This window comes from Aeromonas sp. 11P, assembly GCF_051920165.1.
Taxonomy (GTDB): domain Bacteria; phylum Pseudomonadota; class Gammaproteobacteria; order Enterobacterales; family Aeromonadaceae; genus Aeromonas; species Aeromonas veronii.
The window spans coordinates 1,600,169-1,620,027 of record NZ_JBQBDJ010000004.1 but is presented as its reverse complement, the minus strand read 5'-3'; the positions used below and the strand labels follow the sequence as shown (position 1 = coordinate 1,620,027).

14 protein-coding genes are annotated in these 19,859 nt (G+C 57.5%); 6 read left to right on the top strand and 8 right to left on the bottom strand.

Features of this window, described 5'->3' with window-relative positions:
• The first annotated feature begins 4 nt into the window (after positions 1-4).
• Entirely contained in the window at positions 5-1,699 is a 1,695-nt protein-coding gene (locus tag ACTG1P_RS07365; RefSeq protein ID WP_005338379.1) for an NAD-dependent malic enzyme, read from the top strand.
• An 85-nt stretch (positions 1,700-1,784) separates the two neighbouring features.
• On the opposite strand, the gene ACTG1P_RS07360 is transcribed toward ACTG1P_RS07365, so the two are convergent.
• From ACTG1P_RS07360 to ACTG1P_RS07345, 4 genes are all read right to left on the bottom strand, one after another.
• Positions 1,785-2,822 carry an OmpA family protein gene (locus ACTG1P_RS07360; protein WP_440000889.1) on the bottom strand — a complete coding sequence of 346 codons (1,038 nt, stop codon included), beginning with the start codon at positions 2,820-2,822 and terminating at the stop codon, positions 1,785-1,787.
• Between the two features lie 229 nt (positions 2,823-3,051).
• Positions 3,052-4,053 carry a porin OmpA gene (gene ompA / locus ACTG1P_RS07355; RefSeq protein WP_278172522.1) on the bottom strand — a complete coding sequence of 334 codons (1,002 nt, stop codon included), beginning with the start codon at positions 4,051-4,053 and terminating at the stop codon, positions 3,052-3,054.
• A 306-nt stretch (positions 4,054-4,359) separates the two neighbouring features.
• Entirely contained in the window at positions 4,360-5,379 is a 1,020-nt protein-coding gene (ompA, locus tag ACTG1P_RS07350; RefSeq protein ID WP_041234103.1) for a porin OmpA, read from the bottom strand.
• 308 nt (positions 5,380-5,687) lie between these two features.
• Complete coding sequence (locus ACTG1P_RS07345; RefSeq protein ID WP_440000888.1) at positions 5,688-6,284, bottom strand: hypothetical protein; 597 nt, start codon at positions 6,282-6,284, stop codon at positions 5,688-5,690.
• 258 nt (positions 6,285-6,542) lie between these two features.
• On the opposite strand from ACTG1P_RS07345, the gene ACTG1P_RS07340 reads away from it, so the two are divergent.
• Both ACTG1P_RS07340 and ACTG1P_RS07335 read left to right on the top strand, forming a co-directional pair.
• Entirely contained in the window at positions 6,543-6,809 is a 267-nt protein-coding gene (locus tag ACTG1P_RS07340) for a helix-turn-helix domain-containing protein (protein WP_005338367.1), read from the top strand.
• Positions 6,810-7,009: 200 nt separating this feature from the next.
• Positions 7,010-8,350, top strand: a complete 1,341-nt coding sequence (locus tag ACTG1P_RS07335; protein ID WP_440000887.1) for an APC family permease — start codon at positions 7,010-7,012, stop codon at positions 8,348-8,350.
• A gap of 71 nt (positions 8,351-8,421) precedes the next feature.
• Here ACTG1P_RS07335 and ACTG1P_RS07330 read toward each other — a convergent pair whose 3' ends face one another.
• Together ACTG1P_RS07330 and ACTG1P_RS07325 are read right to left on the bottom strand one after the other, a co-directional pair.
• Complete coding sequence (locus tag ACTG1P_RS07330) at positions 8,422-9,297, bottom strand: patatin-like phospholipase family protein (RefSeq protein ID WP_108613353.1); 876 nt, start codon at positions 9,295-9,297, stop codon at positions 8,422-8,424.
• Positions 9,298-9,342: 45 nt separating this feature from the next.
• Positions 9,343-10,884, bottom strand: a complete 1,542-nt coding sequence (locus tag ACTG1P_RS07325; RefSeq protein ID WP_440000886.1) for a sensor domain-containing diguanylate cyclase — start codon at positions 10,882-10,884, stop codon at positions 9,343-9,345.
• A gap of 197 nt (positions 10,885-11,081) precedes the next feature.
• Here ACTG1P_RS07325 and ACTG1P_RS07320 point away from each other — a divergent pair, with 197 nt between their 5' ends.
• From ACTG1P_RS07320 to ACTG1P_RS07310, 3 genes are all read left to right on the top strand, one after another.
• Positions 11,082-12,131: an efflux RND transporter periplasmic adaptor subunit gene (locus ACTG1P_RS07320; protein ID WP_440000885.1), complete on the top strand. Its 1,050-nt coding sequence runs from the start codon at positions 11,082-11,084 to the stop codon at positions 12,129-12,131.
• A complete protein-coding gene (locus tag ACTG1P_RS07315) occupies positions 12,131-15,247 on the top strand; it encodes an efflux RND transporter permease subunit (protein ID WP_440000884.1) in 3,117 nt (1,038 codons plus the stop codon). Before ACTG1P_RS07320 ends, ACTG1P_RS07315 begins: the two co-directional genes overlap by 1 nt.
• Before the next feature lie 173 nt (positions 15,248-15,420).
• Positions 15,421-17,784 (top strand): YgiQ family radical SAM protein, encoded by a 2,364-nt coding sequence (locus ACTG1P_RS07310; protein WP_440000883.1) that lies wholly within the window; start codon positions 15,421-15,423, stop codon positions 17,782-17,784.
• 61 nt (positions 17,785-17,845) lie between these two features.
• Here the strand turns inward: ACTG1P_RS07310 and ACTG1P_RS07305 are convergent, their stop codons facing one another.
• Both ACTG1P_RS07305 and ACTG1P_RS07300 read right to left on the bottom strand, forming a co-directional pair.
• Positions 17,846-18,547, bottom strand: a complete 702-nt coding sequence (locus ACTG1P_RS07305; RefSeq protein ID WP_139732588.1) for a retron Ec48 family effector membrane protein — start codon at positions 18,545-18,547, stop codon at positions 17,846-17,848.
• The gene (locus ACTG1P_RS07300) at positions 18,540-19,805 is read right to left on the bottom strand and encodes a reverse transcriptase family protein (RefSeq protein ID WP_440000882.1); all 1,266 of its coding nucleotides are present in this window, start codon (positions 19,803-19,805) and stop codon (positions 18,540-18,542) included. The genes ACTG1P_RS07305 and ACTG1P_RS07300 overlap by 8 nt, the downstream gene beginning before the upstream one ends.
• Positions 19,806-19,859 lie beyond the last annotated feature (54 nt).

The following is a 19,859-nucleotide window of genomic DNA, read 5'->3' as shown; positions in this document are numbered from 1 at the left end:
ATCCATGTTTGAAGATAATAACCAGAAACGTCCTCTCTACATTCCCTACGCCGGTCCCGCCCTGCTGGAGACCCCTTTGCTCAACAAGGGCAGCGCCTTCACCAGCGAAGAGCGCAGCAACTTCAACCTCGAAGGTCTGTTGCCCCAGAATATCGAGACCATCGAAGAGCAGGCCGAGCGCGCCTATCGCCAGTTCATGGCGTTTGGCAACGACATGGACAAGCACATCTATCTGCGCAACATCCAGGATACCAACGAGACGCTCTTCTACCGTCTGCTGCACAACCACCTGACCGAGATGCTGCCCATCATCTACACCCCGACCGTCGGCAAGGCGTGCGAAGAGTTTTCCAACATCTATCGCCGCGCCCGTGGCCTGTTTATCTCCTATCCGGACAAGGACAGGATCGATGACATGCTGCAAAACGCCACCAAGCAGAACGTCAAGGTGATCGTGGTGACCGATGGCGAGCGGATCCTGGGTCTGGGTGACCAGGGCATCGGTGGTATGGGTATCCCCATCGGCAAGCTCTCCCTCTACACCGCCTGTGGTGGCATCTCGCCCGCCTACTGCCTGCCGGTGGTGCTGGATGTGGGCACCAACAACCAGCAACTGCTCAACGACCCCTTCTATATGGGGTGGCGCAATCCGCGTATCTCGGGGGATGAGTACGCCGAGTTTGTCGATGCCTTCATTCAGGCGGTCAAGCGCCGCTGGCCCGATATCCTGCTGCAGTTCGAAGATTTCGCCCAGAACAACGCCATGCCGCTGCTCAACCGCTACAAGAACGAGCTCTGCTGCTTCAACGACGACATTCAGGGTACGGCTGCCGTGACGCTGGGCAGCCTGATCGCTGCCTGCAAGGCCTCCGGCGCCAAGCTCTCCGAGAAGCGGGTTGCCTTCCTCGGCGCGGGCAGCGCCGGTTGCGGCATTGCCGAGCAGATCGTGGCGCAGATGAAGGCCGAAGGGCTGACCGATGCGCAGGCGCGCAGCCGTGTCTTTATGGTGGACCGCTTCGGTCTTATCACCGACAAGATCCCCAACCAGCTCGACTTCCAGCGCCGTCTCTCCCAACCGGTGGAGCGCATCGCCGACTGGCCGGTGGGGGACAATATCTCCCTGCTGGAGGTGATGGAGCATGGTCGCCCGGATATCCTGATCGGGGTCTCCGGTCAGCCGGGGCTGTTCACCGAAGAGGTGGTCAAGACCATGCACAAGCACTGTGCCCGTCCCATCATCTTCCCGCTCTCCAACCCCACCTCCCGGGTCGAGGCGACGCCGGCTGACCTTATCCGCTGGACCGACGGTCAGGCGCTGGTGGCCACCGGCAGTCCGTTCGCACCGGTGGAGCACAAGGGCAAGCGCTACGTCATCGCCCAGTGCAACAACTCCTTCATCTTCCCGGGGATCGGCCTTGGTGTTATCGCTTCCGGCGCCACCCGGGTGACCGATGCCATGCTGATGTCGGCCAGCCGTGCGCTGGCGGAGTGCTCGCCGCTGGTGAAAGGGGAGGAGGGCTCACTGCTGCCGGATCTGGCGGATATCCATCAGGTCTCCCGCTACATCGCCAAGATGGTGGCCAAGACCGCCATGCTGCAGGGCAAGGCGGTGCAGACCCCGGACGAGGTGATCGATCAGGCCATCGACGCCAACTTCTGGCATCCGGAATATCGCCGCTACCGCCGCACCTCGTTCTGATTTCTGCGAGAAGATGCAAAGCAAAAGGGATGCCTCGGCATCCCTTTTTACTGCACGTCTGACATGGTTATCGCCTCAAGATGAACTACTCGCTGCCGCCCTGTACGCCGGTGACACGCACCTCTACCCGGCGATCCGGCCCAAGGCAGTCGATGAGCGCCGCCTTCGCCTTGATGGCATCACACTGGTTGCCGGTGACCGGATTGCTCGCGCCATTGCCCTGGATGCTCACCTTGTCGGCAGGCAATCCCTTGCTGATCAGAAAGTCGGCAACGGTTTGGGCCCGAGCTTCTGACAACCGCTGATTGTTGGCATCCGAGCCGATGCGGTCGGTATACCCCATCACCACCGCACTGCCATCCTTGGGCTGCACGTCGACGATCTGCTGGTAGAGATTGTCCAGCGCACTCATCCCCTCCTGTTTGAGGTCCGCTTTGCCAAAGGCGAACAGCACATCGGAACTGAGGTTAAAGGTCTGATCCACCACCTCCGGTTCGGCCGGTGGCGGGGGAACCACGACCGGGGCGGGCGTGGGGGCGGCTTCTTTGGGTTGGCTGCGGTTCGGGTGGATCACCAGTTCCAGCGTGGCGGTGCTGATGTCGCTGACCCAGCGCTGGGTGCCGCTGTTGGCTTTGCCGTTATCCGGATCATCGCCAACGCGCACTATGTAGCGGTAGCGTGCCTGCAGATCGACCCAGTCATGGAGCCGGGCTGTCACTCCCAGACCCGCCAGCGGCGCCAGGTTGTCGTCCCCGCCATTGACCGACTCGACGTGGTAGATATAGCCACCGCCCTCGGCAAAGAGCGAGAACATCTCGCTGAGCGGCAGGCGGCCAATGACTGACAGCGTGGCTCCCTTGCTGTTGAAGTCATGGCCGCTGATATCCCAGTCACCGGTGGAGAGATAGCCAATTTCGGCCCCCAGATTTTCCGTGAAGTTATAGCCGCCAAACAGGGAGAGCGCAGTCGCATCCTTGCCGACATCCTGACTGAAATCATTCAGATTGTGGGCAATGGCCCAGCCACCGCCAATCCCTGCATACCAGTCGTGAACCGGTTCCGCTTGTGCGCCTGTGCTCGCCAATGCCAGTGCAATCCACACAGGTTTTACTCTTATGTTCATCGCGTATCCTCGTCGATGTTTGGTGTAGTGAGGTTGCCTGCTGGTCAACCCCCACACTTATGTATAGGTGACGGGCTGTTTTTAACCACCAAAGAGGTATGGGGGCACGCCGTGAACCATGGACGCGAGACGGGAAGAGGAAGGGGGCAAAGGAGGGCTACAAGGTGGGTGAAATAAGCGGCAAGAAAAAGGAGGCCAGGTGGCCTCCTTGTTATGTCGGACTGCAGGATTACTGTTGTACTTGCTGCACGCCGGTGACGCGTACTTCTACACGGCGATCCGGTGCCAGGCAGGAGATCAGCTGAGCCTTGCCCTTGACGCTGTTGCACTGGGTGCCGGTGACCGGATTGGCTTCACCGCGACCTTCGATGGCAACTTTGCCAGCCGGCAGACCTTTGCCAACCAGGAAGTCGGCTACGGTACGAGCACGCGCTTCGGAGAGTTTCTGGTTGTAGGCATCAGAACCGATACGGTCGGTGTAACCGACGACCACGGCGCTGCCATCTTTCGGCTGAACATCAACGATCTGTTGATACAGGGTGTTGAGCGCTGCGACACCTTCTGGCTTGAGGGTGGATTTGCCAAAGGCAAACAGCACGTCAGAACTCAGGGCGAAGTTCTTGTCGACCAGTACCGGCTCGGGAACCGGCTCAGGCGCAGGGGCGGCAACCGGGGCAACATAAGAGGTACGGTTCGGGTGCATCACCAGCTCCAGGGTCGCGACGCTCATGTCGCTCTCCCAGGTTTTCTGCTCGTCACCCAGATTCCACAGATAGCGGTAGCGGGCTTGCACATCGATAAGGTCGGAGAGCTTGGCAGTCAGACCCAGACCCGCCAGTGGTGCAGTGCCGTTGTCGCTGTTGCCATTGCCGTTGACGTGATTGAAGTAGGCACCACCTTCGGCAAACACCGAGAAGATGTCGCCCAGCGGCAGGCGGGCGATACCGGAGAGGGTTGCACCCTGGGTTTTGAAATCGGCACCGTCCACGCCCGCTTTACCGGCGTAGAGATAGCCCAGTTCCGCTGCGTAGTAGTCGTTGAAGTTGTAACCGCCGAACAGGCTCAGCGCGGTGGCGTCTTTGTCTGTATCCAGACCTTGTACATCGTCAAGGTTGTGAGCATATGCCCAACCTGCACCAACACCGGTGTACCAGTCATCGGCAGCCTGAGCGGTGGTGCCTGCGGCGGCCAGCGCCAGTGCAATCAGGGTAGGAGCCATTTTTAGTTTCATCGGTTTATCCTCGTTGTGTTAGCCCATGTCGGGCAATGCACTTGTTTTTATTGCTGCGAAAAACGCCAGCAAAGTGGATAGCGAAGGCTTGGGACTCTCATGATGCATTGGCGTCATGGACAACAGACCGGACAAAAAGCGCTTTTTAGTGCTTATCCAATACCTTACAGGCGCAACTACTTTATGCTTTCGAGGCGGGGCAGGCAAGCGCAGGGAGGGGGAATTGAGGGATACAAGCGAGAATGAGACAAACAAAAAGGGATGCCTCAGCATCCCTTTTTTTCGCACTATCTGAACGAGGTAAGATTATTGCTGAACTTCTTGTACGCCAGATACGCGAACTTCTACGCGACGATCCGGAGCCAGGCAGGAGATCAGTTGAGCTTTAGCAGTTACGCCGTTGCACTTGGTGCCGGTAACCGGGTTGGCTTCGCCACGACCTTCGATGGCAACTTTGCTGGCAGCCATACCTTTGCTCACCAGGAAGTTGGCAACGGTACGGGCACGGGCTTCAGACAGCTTCTGGTTGTAAGCGTCGGAACCGATACGGTCGGTGTAACCAACAACAACAGCGTTGCCATCTTTCGGCTGGAACTCAACGATTTGCTGATACAGACCGTTCAGGGCTGCAACGCCTTCCGGCTTCAGGGTGTCTTTGCCGAAGGCAAACAGCACGTCTGAGTTCAGGGCGAAGTTCTTCTCTACTACTTGCGGAGCAGGAGCCGGCGCTTCTTCAACAACCGGAGCAGCTACCGGAGCTACGTAGGAAGTGCGGAACGGGTGGTATACCGCTTCCAGAGTAGCGATGCTCTGGTTGGCTTTGTAACGCTCACCGTTGGCGTGCAGGTCAGCCACGTCCCACATGTAGCGGTAGCGAGCTTGCAGATCCAGCGCGTCATTTACCTTGTAAGTCACACCAGCACCGGCCAGCGGGGAAACTTTAGTGTCGCTGGTGCCCAGACCATCGGTGTGACCCCAGTAGGCGCCGCCTTCAGCGAACAGGGAGAAGTCGTTGCCAACCGGCAGACGAGCGATACCGGACAGGGTGGCACCCTGGCTCTCGTAACGGTTGCCGTCGGTGTTGCCACGACCGGTGTACTGGTAGCCCAGTTCGGTACCGAAGTTTTCGGTGAAGTTGTAACCCATGAAGGCGTTGGCAGCAGCCGCGTCTTCCTGGCCGACATTGGTGCTTTCCAGCTTGTTCAGACCGTTGAAGTGGGTAGCACCGACACCGGCACCGAAGTAGATGTCGTCAGCGGCGTGAGCAGCGGTAGCACCCAGAGCAGCCATGGCGATGGCGATCATGGAAGGAGCCATTTTCATCATAAAAAAATCCTCGTTGAGATCGCACGTTATTCACGTGCTTCACACTTTGTAATTTATGTAAGCTGCAGGCTCCGCCGTACGGCTGGCGTCGAGTCTGGCAGATGACCCGGTATAACCGGGTTGCACACTCTCCTGGTGTGTCGAGTGCGCTGGCATGGCACGCAATGCGTGAGAAACCACTGCCAGGCAACTGATGTCATTCCGATGACGAGGCGCACTCTATGCCGATTTTAAAACATGATCAAGCTCACAAATGAGCCTTGTGGCAAATTGTGTCGTGACCTTAAATGGCTGTTTATCCAGATTAATTAATGATCCAGATAGGCCCTGTGCAGTTTCTTCTCCAGCTTCATATAGGCCTGAACCCAGTCACTATGCGGGCTGGCAGGATTCGCTCTGGCGGCAAAGACCGCGAGGTAATCTGTCTGGGTTGCGCTCTGCAGCAGGGGGATAAATGTCATCAAGAAATGTCGGGCCAGATAGGGGTCAAGGGGCCAGATGTTGAGGATGGCGCGAGCCACAGGCTGAACCGCAGCTGAACAGATGAAGTGGCGATGTCCCGCCTCCAGCCAGTCAGCCATCTCGCACATGCCCGATTCGGGCACCAGACCACCATCACCTTGGGTGGTTGCCAGCGCAATAGCTTGACCATTTACCGTGACGATCTGCTCATTGTTATGCAGGGTGCCGTCGTGGCTGCGCAGGGCCAGCTCCGGGCATGACTGTTCAAGAAACAGGCTGCAACTCTCCGGCAGGGCTGCCAGCAGTTCGCTGGCGTGGCTGGACATCAAGGCCGGAAGCCAGAATGCCTCGGCGCGATATTGTTCACCTTGCAGGCGCTGTTGTGCCAGTTCTTCTGTGCTGGATACGGGGTGCAGGCGAGAGATAATGCCGGGAAACGCCATACTTATTCCTCTTAATGGGTATCCGGCGGATTATACGAGTTATTGGGGGGGCCACAATAAAGGTTTCTTTTCGAGACTGTTTACCTGAGGCGGCTGAGCGATTACCATCCCCCCTTGAAGGCAAGGGTTGTCGCCGAAAGGCGCTCATAAGATAGAGGCTCGACCATAACGAGTCCGAACAAAACTGATACACTTGACTACGAGTCGTCGCGAAAAATAAAAGGCGGAGTAAATCCGCCAAACGGAGTATGGAACATTATGAATTCAAATATCGTCACTGTTGGCAAGAAGATCCGTCAGATCCGTGAAGCGGTCGGTTTGAGCCGTCCTAAGTTTGCAGATTTGCTGGGCGTTCCTCCCACCACGCTGAAAAACTACGAGCTGGGTTACCGTGAAGTTGGGGGCGCCTTCCTGGTTGCCCTGGCGCACCACCCGGATCTGCACAAGTTCACCCTCTGGCTGCTGGCAGACAAGAAAGTCGCCGAAATCGGCCAGATTGGCCCGGATGACCTCGCCAAGGCGTGATCATCGATGTGAATAGAAATGCCGCCTTCGGGCGGTATTTTTTTTGGGTTGCCGATCGATATTTTGATCTAACAGGCTTTGAATTATCCATGCAGGCCAACGAGAATAAGCGGCCCCGAAAAGTGGGCCCCTGGTGGTATCTGGCCACCCGAACACTATTACATTCAGGATGATATGAGCAATCGGTATGGAGTATGGGTATGAGCAGTAATGAGTTGGATAAACGCTATGGCCTGATGACTGCCATTGCGATGGTGGTCGGCGTGGTGATCGGCTCCGGTGTCTTCTTCAAGGCCGATGATGTACTGCGTCTGACTGGCGGTAATCTGGCTATTGCGCTGCTGGCATGGGCGCTGGGGGCATTTTCGATGATCTTCGGCGCGCTGGTGTTTGCCGAGTTTGCCCAGCGGATCGAAAAGTCCAACGGTATCGTCGATTATGCCGAAGCGGCATACGGCAAAATGTTTGGTTATCTGGTGGGGTGGTTCAAAGGCGTACTCTATTACGCCCCTCTTTCCTCCATCCTTGCCTGGGTCGCCGCTCTGTACACCATGATCTTGCTCGGTAGTGATAATCCGACCAACTCTGGTGCGACCTGGATACTGGCGGCTGTCTATATGACGGTCACCTATCTGATCAACTTCTATACCCCGGTCCTGGCGGGCAAGCTGCAAGTGGGCTCTACCCTGATCAAGTTGATCCCGCTGATCCTGGTGGCCATTGTGGGCACCATTTCAGGCTTGCTCAATGGTGTCACCGTGACCAACTTTGTGCAGGCAATGGATGGGATAGGAAGCACCGGAGGCACTCTGGCTACGGCCGTGGTTGCCACCGCCTTCGCTTATGAGGGGTGGATTGCTGCCGTGACCATCAACAGCGAAATTCGCGATTCCAAGAAAAATCTGCCCAGAGCGCTGGTGATTGGCACCCTGATAGTCTTTGTGGTCTACGTCACCTATTTTCTGGGGATCGCCAGTGTCTTGCCGACGGACGAGATAGTGGCGCAAGGGGATAACGCGGTAAATCTCGCGACAACCAGCCTGTTTGGCGGGACTGCCTCGACCATTTTGACCGTGTTCGTGATTATCTCCTGCCTTGGCACCCTCAATGGTCTGGTGTTGGCGACCATGCGCATTCCCTACTCGCTGGCGATCCGCAATCAGGGGCCAGCCCCCAAGTGGATGAGCCGTATCGAACCACATCACCACATGCCAATCAACTCGGCCCTCGCGGCAGCGCTGTTGTCGGTGATCTACTCGGTGCTGTGGTACTGCAGCATCAACGAGACATTCGGTCGTTACATCGCCCTGGACGAGATGCCGATCGTGCTGATTTATGGCCTCTATCTGTTCCTCTATGTCTGGTACATGCGCACCTTTACCGAGTTGGGCTGGATAAAGCGGTTTGTGATCCCGACCTGTGCCACCCTGGGCGCGCTCATCATTCTGTATGGCGGTATCACCAATCCCAGTCTGGGGCTCTATCTGTTGGTCTCTGTGGGGGTGATTCTGCTCGGGTTGCTCTTCTACCGTAAGGAGTGACCGGATAAGGAAGTCGAAAAAAAGCGCCGAATGGCGCTTTTTTTCATGTGTAAACCGCAGCATGTCGACAACTAACTGCCCAGCAACCCGAGGCGGCCCAGTTCATCCTTGAGCTGATCGAGGTTGCGCTCGACGCAGGCTTCCCCCTCGTTGATGGCATCGCTGGCGCGATGAAAATCCATGATGGAGAAGCTGCCAAGGCGCGGGCAGAGCTGGATCTCCGGCGGGTCACCGGCCATCCGAGCGCGGGTGATGCGCTCCTGCATGATGTTGATGGAGCCACTCATCACGCTCCACAGACCCGGGGTGGCTGGCGCGGATTCACCGCGATTGAGCCACTGGCTGAGCAGACCGCCGCTGCCGGGTTGATCCGGCTCGTCGGTCCAAGGTTGGTGCATATCGGTGTTGAGGTTGACCGCAATCACCACCTCGGCCCCCATGGCGCGGGCCAGCGAGATGGGCACCGGATTGACCACGGCGCCATCGACCAGCCAGCGGTCGTTGACCCGGGTCGGGGTGAGGATCCCCGGCATGCCGCAGGAGGCGCGCACCGACTGGCGCAGCGGGCCCTGTTGCAGCCAGATTTCGCGGCCGGTATCGAGCTCGGTGGCGATGCAGGCGAAGGGGATAGGCAGATTCTCGAGATCGGGATCCCCCAGATGGCTGGCGGCAAGGCCAAATACCTTTTCGCCGCGAAACAGCCCGCCGGAGAGGGCCGGGTCGAGCAGGCTGACCACCTGCAGGCGGGTAAAGCCGCGCACCCAGGTTTCCAGCCGATCCAGTTCTCCGGCGGCATAGGCGGCACCGACAAAGCTGCCGATGGAGCAGCCAGCGATCAAATCCGGTTTGATGCCGAGACGTTCAAGGGCGCGGATGACGCCGATATGGGCCCATCCTCTGGCGGCGCCGCTCCCGAGAGCGAGCCCAACGCGGGGTTTACGTGGCACGACAGTCCTCCAAAAAGGGGTTGAGGGGTCAGCTTACTCCGAGAGTCAGGAGGCGTCACCCTGCCATCTTTCGCTGCGGTTGCGACCGTTGGCCTTGGCCTGATAGAGCGCCACATCGGCGCGGCGTACCGCTTCGTGCAGGGGAAGGTTCTCCTGGTGGGGCAGATAGCCGAGGCTGATGGTGACCTCCAGCCCGGGTTCGATGGCGGCCCAGTCGTGATCTGCCACCGCTTTTCTCAGCCGCTCCGCCAGTTCGCCGATCTGTGCGGCGTTACTGCGGCCAATCAGCAGCAGAAACTCTTCGCCTCCCCAGCGGATCAGGCGATCAGTGGGCCTAAGCTGCTGCTGGCAGATCTGCACCAGCCGGATCAGCACCATATCGCCGACGGCATGGCCGAAGTTGTCATTGACCCGTTTGAAGTGATCCGCATCGAACATCAGGATCCCCGCTTGCAGCCGGGCCAGATCGCCCGTCTGTTCCAGCAGCACCAGATAGTGGCGATTGAAGGCACCGGTGAGGGCGTCGTGGCAGGAGAGGTAATTGAGCCGCTGGTTGAGACGATGGGATCTCAGGTTGGAGAGGGCGGCCAGCAGCATAAAGAGAATGGCAAGCAGGGTCGGTGCGGACTGGCAGGCAAGGGCCCATGCCAGTGGCAGCAGAGTGACACTGTGAACTAGCCGCAACGGGGTATCGGGGACTGCAAGAGTCAGTTGCAATGCCCCCTCTCGCCACTGGTAGTGTGCTGTGGGAGCAAGATCCCGGGGGATCTCTGGCTGCGGGGTACTGCTGGCCAGCACCTGATGGTACTGATTGAGCAGTAGATACTCCCCCAACGCTGGCGTCAGCCGATCGAGTTGCAACTGCAAGCGGGAGAGCAGGATATCCATGCTGATCATCCCCACCAGTGAGCCGTCCTTGTAGAGAGGCTGTGACATGGTGACCATGGTGCCCAGTCCGGCGAAGTCTTCGTAGGGGCGGGAGATAATGGTGTCCCGGCTGGGGTTGGGCGACATTAGCGCATCCTGCCAGTAGTGCTTGTCATAGATGCTGCGGGTAAAGCGAAACTGACTGGAGGGGATCCAGGGATAGAGATAGATAAAGTTGTCCACGCCGGTGAAGTAGACCCAGGCGATCTCCTTGCCAAGGCGCTGGCTGGCGGTGGCCAGCAAGGGGGAGAGGCTCAGCGCCAAATGAAGTTGCGCTTCCCGCGCACTGCCGGGGGATGGCAGCGGCCCGTCACCGGTGAGGTTGCCTGCCAGCCCTGCAGGCAAGTCGGCGGGGAGGTGGTCGAGCACCAGTCCCACACCCGGCAGCTGTTGAAGATGGCGATAGAGCTGGCGGGTGAGTACCGACTGGGGATCGCTGCGCAGTCGCTCTTCGGCCTGACCACGCATCGCTTCGAGAAAGGTTTCGGTTTGCTTGAACTGATCCCGCAGGTGAATGGCGCTGTTGAGGGTATCGGTCTGGTAGAGGTTTTCTATCTGTTTCAGGTTTTGCCGCAAGGTCAGACCAACCAGCAGGATGACCAAAGCGAACAGCAGCCAGGTCAGACGTGTGAGAAAGCGGGGGTCAGACGTTTTGGGCATAGGCAGTCAGTCGGGTTGCGAAGGAAATTGTCGTTAGTGTATGCGATGTGGCGTGAAAACAAACGGCGCGACCTGAAACAGAGTGAGCTTACCCCGCTCTTGTTACGTTTTGTCACATTTATACATAGTCACGGCATAGTCTGGGGCTAAAATGGCCCCAATCTGGATTTACCCTTTCACTCTTCATGGACTGTTCGATGAAAATGCGTATCTGGCTCGGCTTGGGCCTTCTTCTAATCGTGGTTGCCGGCGTCTGGGCGCTGCGTCACAGCGAACCCGCCGCCAAAGCACCGACCAGACAGGTCAATATCCGCACTCAAACCGTCAAACAGAGTCTGGCCGAGCCGACCCTCAAGCTGGTGGGCAAGTTGGCAGCCAATCGTTCCGTCATCATCAGCCCCGAAGTGACCGGTCGCATCGTCAAGATTGCGGTGCAATCTGGCCAGAGCGTGGCGAAAGGGGATACCCTGATCGCGCTGGATGCGGGCAAGCAGCAGGCGGAGCTGGCCGAGCAGAGCGCCAGTCTGCGTGACGAGAACCGCAAGCTGGGGGATATGCGCAAGCTGGTGGCCCGTGGCGCCGTGACCCAATCCGAGCTGGAGGGGCAGGAGGCCACCGTGGCCCAGGTGCAGGCACGCCTCGATGCCGCCCGTTACGAGCTCTCCCTGCGTACCTTGCAGGCGCCCTTTGCCGGTACCGTGAGCCTGATTGATCTCAGCGAAGGGGCGTTGGTCAACAGTGGCGACACCCTGCTGCATCTGGATGAACTCGACAAACTGCGTCTCGATCTGGCGGTGCCGGAGCGTTACCTCTCCCTGCTGCGACCGGGCATGGCGGTCACCGCCACCAGTACTGCCTGGCCGGATCAGCACTTCAGCGGCACCTTGACCACCCTCGACAGCCGCGTCTCCAACGATACCCAGAACATCAAGGCGCGGGTGATGATCCCCAATGGCAACGGCCAGTTGCGTCCGGGCATGCTGCTCAATGTGGAGCTGGCGTTGCCTGCCCAGCAGCTCACCCTGATCCCCGCCCAGTCGGTGGAGTATGCCGGTGAGCAGCGTTTTGTTTACCGTCTCGAGGCCGATGGCCGGGTCAAGCGGGTGCCTGTGGTGCTCGGCGAGACCGAAGGGGAGACCGTCTGGGTCACCGAGGGGCTGAAGGTCGGCGATCGCATCGTGGTCGAGGGGCTGGTCAATCTGCGTGATGGGGTGCAGGTGCGTGATCTGGCCGAGGTGAACGGCTGATGTGGCTCTCCGATATCTCAGTTCGCCGCCCGCTGGTGGCGGTGGTGCTCAGCGCCCTGCTCACCGTGTTTGGTCTGGTCGCCTTCAGCAAATTGACGGTGCGGGAGATGCCCGATGTGCAGATCCCGTCGGTCTCCATCACCACCACCTATGAGGGGGCGGCCCCTTCGGTGATGGAGAGTCAGGTCACCAAGCCCATCGAGGATCAGCTCTCCGGCATCAGTGGCATCAAGAACATCAACTCCATGACCCGCAAGGGGCGTTCGATGATCACCGTCGAGTTCAAGCTCGGCTGGAACATGGTGGAGGGGATCTCCGATGTGCGCGATGCCCTCTCCCGCGCTCGGCCCCGGCTGCCCGATGATGTGGACGAGCCGCTGGTGACCAAGGACAGCGGCAACGGCGATGTGGCGATCTGGCTCAACTTCAGCAGCAGCCAGATGGATCGCACCGCCATGACCGACTACGCCAACCGCGTGCTGGTTGACCCCCTGAGTCTGGTGGATGGCGTGAGCGAAGTGGCGCTCTCCGGCGATCTCACCCAGGTGATGTATGTGCGGCTGCGCCCGGCCGACATGGCGGCCCGAGGCATCACGGTGAGCGATGTGGAAGAGGCCCTCAAGCGGGAGAATATCGAGCTGCCGGGTGGCGAGATCCGCAACAACTCCATGACCATGGCGGTGCAGATCGCCCGTCTCTACCACACAGCGGAAGATTTCCAGCAACTGCAAGTCACCACCGCCGCCAACGGCCAGAGCGTCTATCTGGCCGATATCGCCGATGTGGAGGTGGGAGCCAAGAACGAAGACAGCGCCTATCAGCGCAACGGCAAAGAGAGTCTGGGTATCGGTATCGTCGCCCAGTCCACCGCCAACCCGCTGGCGGTGGCGCAGGGGATCGAGAAGAAACTTGGCGAGATGCAGCGCTTCCTGCCGGAGGGGGCCAAGCTCGAGGTGGATTACGACTCCACCATCTTTATCAAGCAGGCCATCGACGAGGTGTACGAGACCCTGGCCATCTGCGCCGTGCTGGTGGTGGCGGTGCTCTATCTGTTCCTCGGGCAGGGGCGCACCACGCTCATTCCGGCCATTACGGTGCCGGTGTCGCTTATTTCTGCCTTTATCGGCGCCTGGTATTTCGGTTTTTCCATCAACCTCATCACCCTGCTGGCCCTTATTCTCGCCATCGGTCTGGTAGTGGATGACGCCATCGTGGTGGTGGAGAACATCCACCACCATCTGCAGCGGGGTGAACCGCCGCTGCTGGCCGCTTGGCACGGCACCCGCGAGGTGGGCTTTGCGGTGATCGCCACCACCGCCGTGCTGGTGATGGTGTTTGTCCCCATCGCCTTTATGGATGGCATGGTGGGGCGGCTCTTTACCGAGTTTGCGATTCTGCTTTCGCTTGCGGTGCTCTGCTCCTCGCTGGTGGCGCTGACCCTGACTCCGGCCATGGGCTCCTGGCTGATGCGCCCGCTGGATAAACCGAACCGGCTCACCGCCGGGCTCGACCGCGGGCTGGGCTGGCTGGAGGGGCACTATCGCCACCTGCTGGCGTGGATGCTGCGTCGCTCCCGCTGGACGCCGCTGGTGCTGCTGCTCTGTCTGGGCGGTATCGGTGCCCTCTTTACCCAACTGCCGACCAGCCTTACCCCGACCGAGGATCGCGGCGTCATCTATGTCTTCGTCAAGGGGGCAGAGGGGACCAGCATCGAGCGGATGAAGCGCAACATGCAGCAGGTGGAGTCCGCCATCATGCCGATGCTGGGCAAAGGGGTGGTGCAGGCGCTGAGCTTCAGTACCCCCGCCTTTGGCCGTGGCGGCGATCAGACCGGTATGGTGATCATCCAGCTCACCGACTGGGCCGAGCGCGACATCACCGCCACCGAGTTCTCCCGCTCGCTGGGTGCCAAGCTCTCCGGCATTCCCGATGTGATGATCCGCACCTTCCAGCCCGGCTTCCGGGGTGGCTCCACCGCGCCGGTGCAGTTCGTGCTGCAGGGTAACGACTATGCCGAGCTCTACCAGCAAGGATTGGCGCTGCAACAGGCGGCGCAGGGCAGCGGCCTGATGCTGAGCCCGGATCTCGACTACGCCGAGAAGACCCCGGAGCTGCAGGTGACCATCAATCGCGACAGCGCCAGCCAGCTCGGCATTCCGGTCTCCACCGTGGCCAACAGCTTGCAGACCTTGCTGGGCGGGGCGAGCAAGACCACCTATGTGGACAGGGGCGAGGAGTATGACGTCTACCTGCGCGGCAATCAGACCGAGTTCAACGGCATCTCGGATCTCGGTCGCATCTATCTAAAGGCCGCCAACGGCGAGATGGTCAGTCTCTCGACTCTGGCCACTGTCAAGCAGGTGGCGACCGCCAACCGCCTCAACCACTACCAGCGGCAAAAAGCGATTACCCTGACCGCCGACGTGCACCCCGACCACACCCTGGGGGAGGCCCTCGATTTCCTCGATGGCTGGGCCAACGCCAACCTGCCTACCGGCATGACGGTGGATTACGCCGGTGATTCCAAGGATTACCGTGACAATCAGGGGGAGATGGTGCTGGTCTTTGGCCTCGCCCTGCTGGTGGTCTATCTGGTGCTGGTGGCCCAGTTCGAGAGCACCCTGACCCCGGCGGTGGTGATGGTGACGGTGCCACTCGGCATCTTCGGTGGTCTGCTAGGCCTCTGGCTGACGGGGCAGGAGATGAGCATCTACAGCCAGATCGGGATGATCATGCTGATCGGCATGGTGACCAAGAACGGCATCCTCATCGTCGAGTTCATCAACCAGCTGCGCCAGCGCGGCGAAGGGTTCGAGGAGGCGATCATCGCAGGCTCGGTGCGCCGCTTGCGCCCCATCCTGATGACTTCGCTCACCGCCATTATCGGCGCTGTGCCGCTGATGCTCTCCATGGGGGCAGGCTACGAGAGCCGGATGGCGGTGGGGACCGTGGTCTTCTTCGGATTGTCGTTGGCAACTCTGGTTACCCTGCTGGTGGTGCCCGCCATCTACCATCTGATCGCCCGTCACGCCGGCATGACAGGGGCGCGGGATCAACAGGTAGACGAAGCGCTGGCCGCCAAGGGGGCAGGGGAGTCACAGCCTCCGGCGCTCTGACCTCAATCCTGACGGGGGCCGGTTATCAGCCTCATCATCACAAGGGCGCCTGCGGGCGCCCTTGCTATTGCGGGCGGCGGCCTATTCCGCGGGATCTATAGGGACAAAAAGCCATCGCTCCCCTTGGCCGCAATCGGTATAATGCGCGACCCGAATTTTTCCAGGTGTTCAAAATGCAGCCGGTACCCAACCTTTTCTCCTATCCCCGCTATTGGGCCGAGTGCTACGGCACGGCGCCCTTCCTGCCCATGTCCCGCAAAGAGATGGACAAGCTCGGTTGGGATAGCTGCGACGTCATTCTGGTGACGGGGGATGCCTACGTGGATCACCCGAGCTTTGGCATGGCGGTCATCGGCCGCATGCTGGAGGCGCAGGGCTTTCGGGTCGGCATCATCGCCCAGCCGGACTGGTCATCGAAGGATGACTTTATGCGTCTGGGCAAACCGAACCTCTTCTTCGGGGTCACCGCGGGCAACATGGACTCCATGATCAACCGCTACACCTCCGACAAAAAGCTGCGCCACGACGACGCCTACACCCCGGGGGATGTGGGTGGCAAGCGACCGGATCGCGCGACTCTGGTCTATACCCAGCGCTGCAAGGAGGCCTTCAAGGAGGTCCCCGTCGTCATCGGCGGCATCGAGGCTTCCCTGCGCCGCATCGCCCACTACGACTACTGGTCCGAGACCATCCGCCGCTCCATCCTGCTCGATGCCAAGGCCGATATCCTCATCTACGGCAACGCCGAGCGGCCGCTGGTGGAGGTGGCCCACCGCATCGCAGCGGGGGAGACCATCGACACCATGCAGGATATTCGCGGCACCGCCGTTATCCGCAAGGAGCCGCTGCCGGGCTGGAAAGGGGTGGATTCGAGCAAGCTCGACCAGATTGGCCGCATCGATCCCATCCCCAACCCCTATATGGAAGGGGCGCCCTGCGCGGATGATGCGACCGAAGCGGCACCGGCCGCGCAGGAGGCCAAACCCGTGCTGGTGCAGCCGGCCAAACCCAAGCCGTGGGAAAAAACCTATGTGAAGCTGCCGGCGTTCGAGCGGGTCAAAGAGGACAAGGTGCTCTACGCCCACGCCTCGCGCATTCTGCACCACGAGACCAACCCCGGCTGTGCCCGCGCCCTGTCGCAGGCCCACGGCGATCGCATCGTCTGGGTCAACCCGCCCGCCTTCCCCCTCGAAACCGAGGAGATGGACGGCGTATTCGGCCTGCCCTACCAGCGGGTGCCGCACCCGGCCTATGGCAAGGAGAAGATCCCGGCCTTCGACATGATCAAGACCTCGGTCAACATCATGCGCGGCTGCTTTGGCGGCTGCTCCTTCTGCTCCATCACCGAGCACGAAGGGCGCATTATCCAGAGCCGCTCGGAAGAGTCGATCCTCAAAGAGATCGAAGATATCCGCGACAAGGTGCCGGGCTTTACCGGCGTCATTTCGGATCTCGGCGGCCCCACCGCCAACATGTACAAGCTGCGCTGCAAGAGCCCCAAGGCCGAGCAGACCTGCCGTCGCGCCTCCTGTGTCTGGCCCACCATCTGCCCGCACATGGACACTGACCACAGCCCGACCATCAACCTCTATCGCAAGGCGCGCGACCTCAAGGGGATCAAGAAGATCCTCATCGCATCCGGCGTGCGATACGACATCGCGGTGGAAGATCCCCGCTATATCAAGGAGCTGGCCAAGTACCACGTCGGCGGCTACCTCAAGATTGCGCCGGAACACACCGAGGAGGGGCCACTCTCCAAGATGATGAAGCCGGGCATGGGCAGCTACTACCAGTTCAAGGAGCTGTTCGACAAATACTCCAAAGAGGCGGGCAAGCAGCAGTACCTGATCCCCTACTTTATCTCTGCCCACCCGGGCACCACGGATGAAGACATGATCAATCTGGCGCTCTGGGTCAAAGAGAACCGCTTCAAGCTCGATCAGGTGCAGAACTTCTACCCGTCGCCGCTCGCCAACGCCACCACCATGTATTACACGGAGAAAAACCCGTTAAACAAGGTGAGCCGCACCGGTGGCGATGTGTTTGTTGCCAAGGGCGAGCGCCGTCGCCGCCTGCACAAGGCGCTGCTGCGCTACCACGACCCCGCTGGCTGGCCGATGATCCGCGAAGCCCTGCTCGCCATGGGCAAGGGCCACCTGATTGGCAGTGGCCCCGGCTGTCTGGTGCCTGCGGAAGGACGCAACGAGCGCGCCGCCAGCGGCAAGGGGCTGAAACCGGCCCTGACTCGCCACAGTAACATTGCCCATCAGCGCGGCAACGGCGCTGGCAACAAGCCGACCGGCGGCAAGCCGGTGGGCTCCCAGCTGCACAAAGGCGCGGCTAACGGCAAACCGGCCGCACAGGGCGAAGGCAAGAGTGCGGGCCAGAATGCAGGTAAAAGCAAACCTGCCGGAAAACCCGCCCATAAGGGGAAAACCCCGACCCGCGCAGGTTCCTCCAAGCCAGGTGCCAAACCCGCAGCTCAAGGCGGCAAGCCAGCGGCCAAAGGGAATGGTGCCAAGCGACCGGCTCGGTAATATTCCCTGATTGGAAAGCGATAGAAATAAAAAAGGCGACCGGATGGTCGCCTTTTCATTTCTAAGTGTATAAACGTTTTTGGCCTGATAATGAAATTGGATTCTTAGTAAATGTTTTATTTACTTTGTCTATGAATATAAAAATCTCTTCTTCAACCCTTATATAATCATTTTTTGGCAAAATATCCAATTTTATACCAAAAACACCTTCAAGTTTAGGCAGCATTCTTTTTTGATGGTCAATCATGTAAATATTGGCTTTTTCTGCAACTATATTGTTCGAAGTGACAATTTCCTGCTTAATATCATTAATTTGATTATGATAACCTTGAGATATACTCATGTTCCCATCTGATGAATTTGGGAATATGAGATCATACCAGTGAAAAACGTCAATTTTGTTTTTGGATATGCCTGAATGTTTTATTAGCTCAGCATTTACAAAATCAGAGAACAATCTAATATGGCTAAGATGGTTATTAAAAGCATTATGTTTAATACCAGTAAGATAACTAGTTAATGCTATTAGCGCGCCACCTAAGGTACCAAAAAGAGTTAAAAACCAACCACCTGCCAATAGTATTTGAGTTGCAGGCTCTATTTTTTTAAAAGCAAAAGTATAGCACTCAGAAGAAAAACAAAAATCTTTATGACGCAAATCTTGGTATACGATAGTGGAAGCTGAACACAAAAAAAGAATTAATACTAGTCCAGCAACAATAAAAATAATTAAAAGAAACGTGTTAAGGTTTTTTTTAGTCAAAGTATGTCCCTCCAACTTCCTTGCTTGGAGCTATCGCATGTAATCGAGCCCTTAATTCGGAAACTAAAGGTTTATATCTTTCCGTTCTGTTTATAATGTTGAGAATGTACATGCTTATATAATATGAACGTGAATATTTGAGATCATCACAACCATTCGCAGCTAATATCTCTAAACGTGTCACATTGTGCTTGACTCGGTCAATATCTCTTTGAGATGGGAGAGGTTGAATTTTCAGTAGCCGGTCTCTTAGTTTCGTGTGTGCGTTGTGACCTACACGAGCTAGTTTATGCACTCTTCCCAAACATCGTTCAAATGCTTTTCGGTATGCTTTACTGGTTCTAAAATTATTAGTTGCAGCTCTTAGCTCTACATTTTTTACGGATGCCCTAATTCTTCCTACCTCATCAGATGGCAGCCGTGGGGTATGAAAATTAACTCTTAAACCATGGACTAATAGTGGTTCACTGGATGTACTCAAAGTCTTTGATTTAGCTTTGTTTATTGGAAAGTCTTTCTCATGAATCATATCCTCAATGCTTTTTTTTGCATTTTCAAAATTATAGTCATATATCTTTGATGAGACCGTAATATCATCAACCAATCTAGTATAAATTAAATTCTTTCTTTTTAGGCGCTGTACTATATCATGCTCAATATTCCATAAACACAAGCACGCTAAATAGCTTGATGTTGGAGCCCCCTGAACTATATGAGAACCATCTTCGCTATCAATGCAGCATAAGTCACTGAGTATTCTAGCCGTATCACAATCAAATTTAAAAAAGTTAAAGAAAATATCATAGACTAAATCATAGTGTATATTATCAAAAAAGTTTTCAATATCATATTTCAATATACTTTTTGCTTTGCAATGTTGCTGAGCACAGCTTATATAGTCACGTTTTAGGATAGCCTCTTCATAGAGGACATCAATGTCTGATGGAACAGAACCGAACAAGTAATATGGCCAAACAACAATTTTTGAAAGGACACGATTATTTATTCTGCGTTGTATTTTTTTTATTAAAGGGTGAGGTATATGAACTATTCTTTCTCCTCCACTGCTCTTTGGAACTTTTTTAGCTGTGTACCGTTCTGCAGATGTCATATAAAGTGCACAATTGAGTTCAGATGCACTCAAACCTAATGCAACTAGTAGGTTTTCTGGAGAGGATATTTTCTTGGAAGTCTTGAGGGTCGGCTTTATGGGAGCCTGAATAGGTTGATTTTCATTCATATACTGTAAAATTGACATGGTTGCCCCATAGCTCTAGGGGATAAAAAGAGATGATGCCTACCCCGAAAACCA

What these genes read in the sequence shown, in the direction of transcription:
- ACTG1P_RS07365 (WP_005338379.1), top strand. Translation starts at nt 5, where the DNA reads ATGTTTGAAGATAATAACCAGAAACGTCCTCTCTACATTCCCTACGCC.
- ACTG1P_RS07360 (WP_440000889.1), bottom strand. Translation starts at nt 2,822, where the DNA reads ATGAACATAAGAGTAAAACCTGTGTGGATTGCACTGGCATTGGCGAGC.
- ompA (WP_278172522.1), bottom strand. Translation starts at nt 4,053, where the DNA reads ATGAAACTAAAAATGGCTCCTACCCTGATTGCACTGGCGCTGGCCGCC.
- ompA (WP_041234103.1), bottom strand. Translation starts at nt 5,379, where the DNA reads ATGATGAAAATGGCTCCTTCCATGATCGCCATCGCCATGGCTGCTCTG.
- ACTG1P_RS07345 (WP_440000888.1), bottom strand. Translation starts at nt 6,284, where the DNA reads ATGGCGTTTCCCGGCATTATCTCTCGCCTGCACCCCGTATCCAGCACA.
- ACTG1P_RS07340 (WP_005338367.1), top strand. Translation starts at nt 6,543, where the DNA reads ATGAATTCAAATATCGTCACTGTTGGCAAGAAGATCCGTCAGATCCGT.
- ACTG1P_RS07335 (WP_440000887.1), top strand. Translation starts at nt 7,010, where the DNA reads ATGAGCAGTAATGAGTTGGATAAACGCTATGGCCTGATGACTGCCATT.
- ACTG1P_RS07325 (WP_440000886.1), bottom strand. Translation starts at nt 10,884, where the DNA reads ATGCCCAAAACGTCTGACCCCCGCTTTCTCACACGTCTGACCTGGCTG.
- ACTG1P_RS07320 (WP_440000885.1), top strand. Translation starts at nt 11,082, where the DNA reads ATGAAAATGCGTATCTGGCTCGGCTTGGGCCTTCTTCTAATCGTGGTT.
- ACTG1P_RS07315 (WP_440000884.1), top strand. Translation starts at nt 12,131, where the DNA reads ATGTGGCTCTCCGATATCTCAGTTCGCCGCCCGCTGGTGGCGGTGGTG.
- ACTG1P_RS07310 (WP_440000883.1), top strand. Translation starts at nt 15,421, where the DNA reads ATGCAGCCGGTACCCAACCTTTTCTCCTATCCCCGCTATTGGGCCGAG.
- ACTG1P_RS07300 (WP_440000882.1), bottom strand. Translation starts at nt 19,805, where the DNA reads ATGTCAATTTTACAGTATATGAATGAAAATCAACCTATTCAGGCTCCC.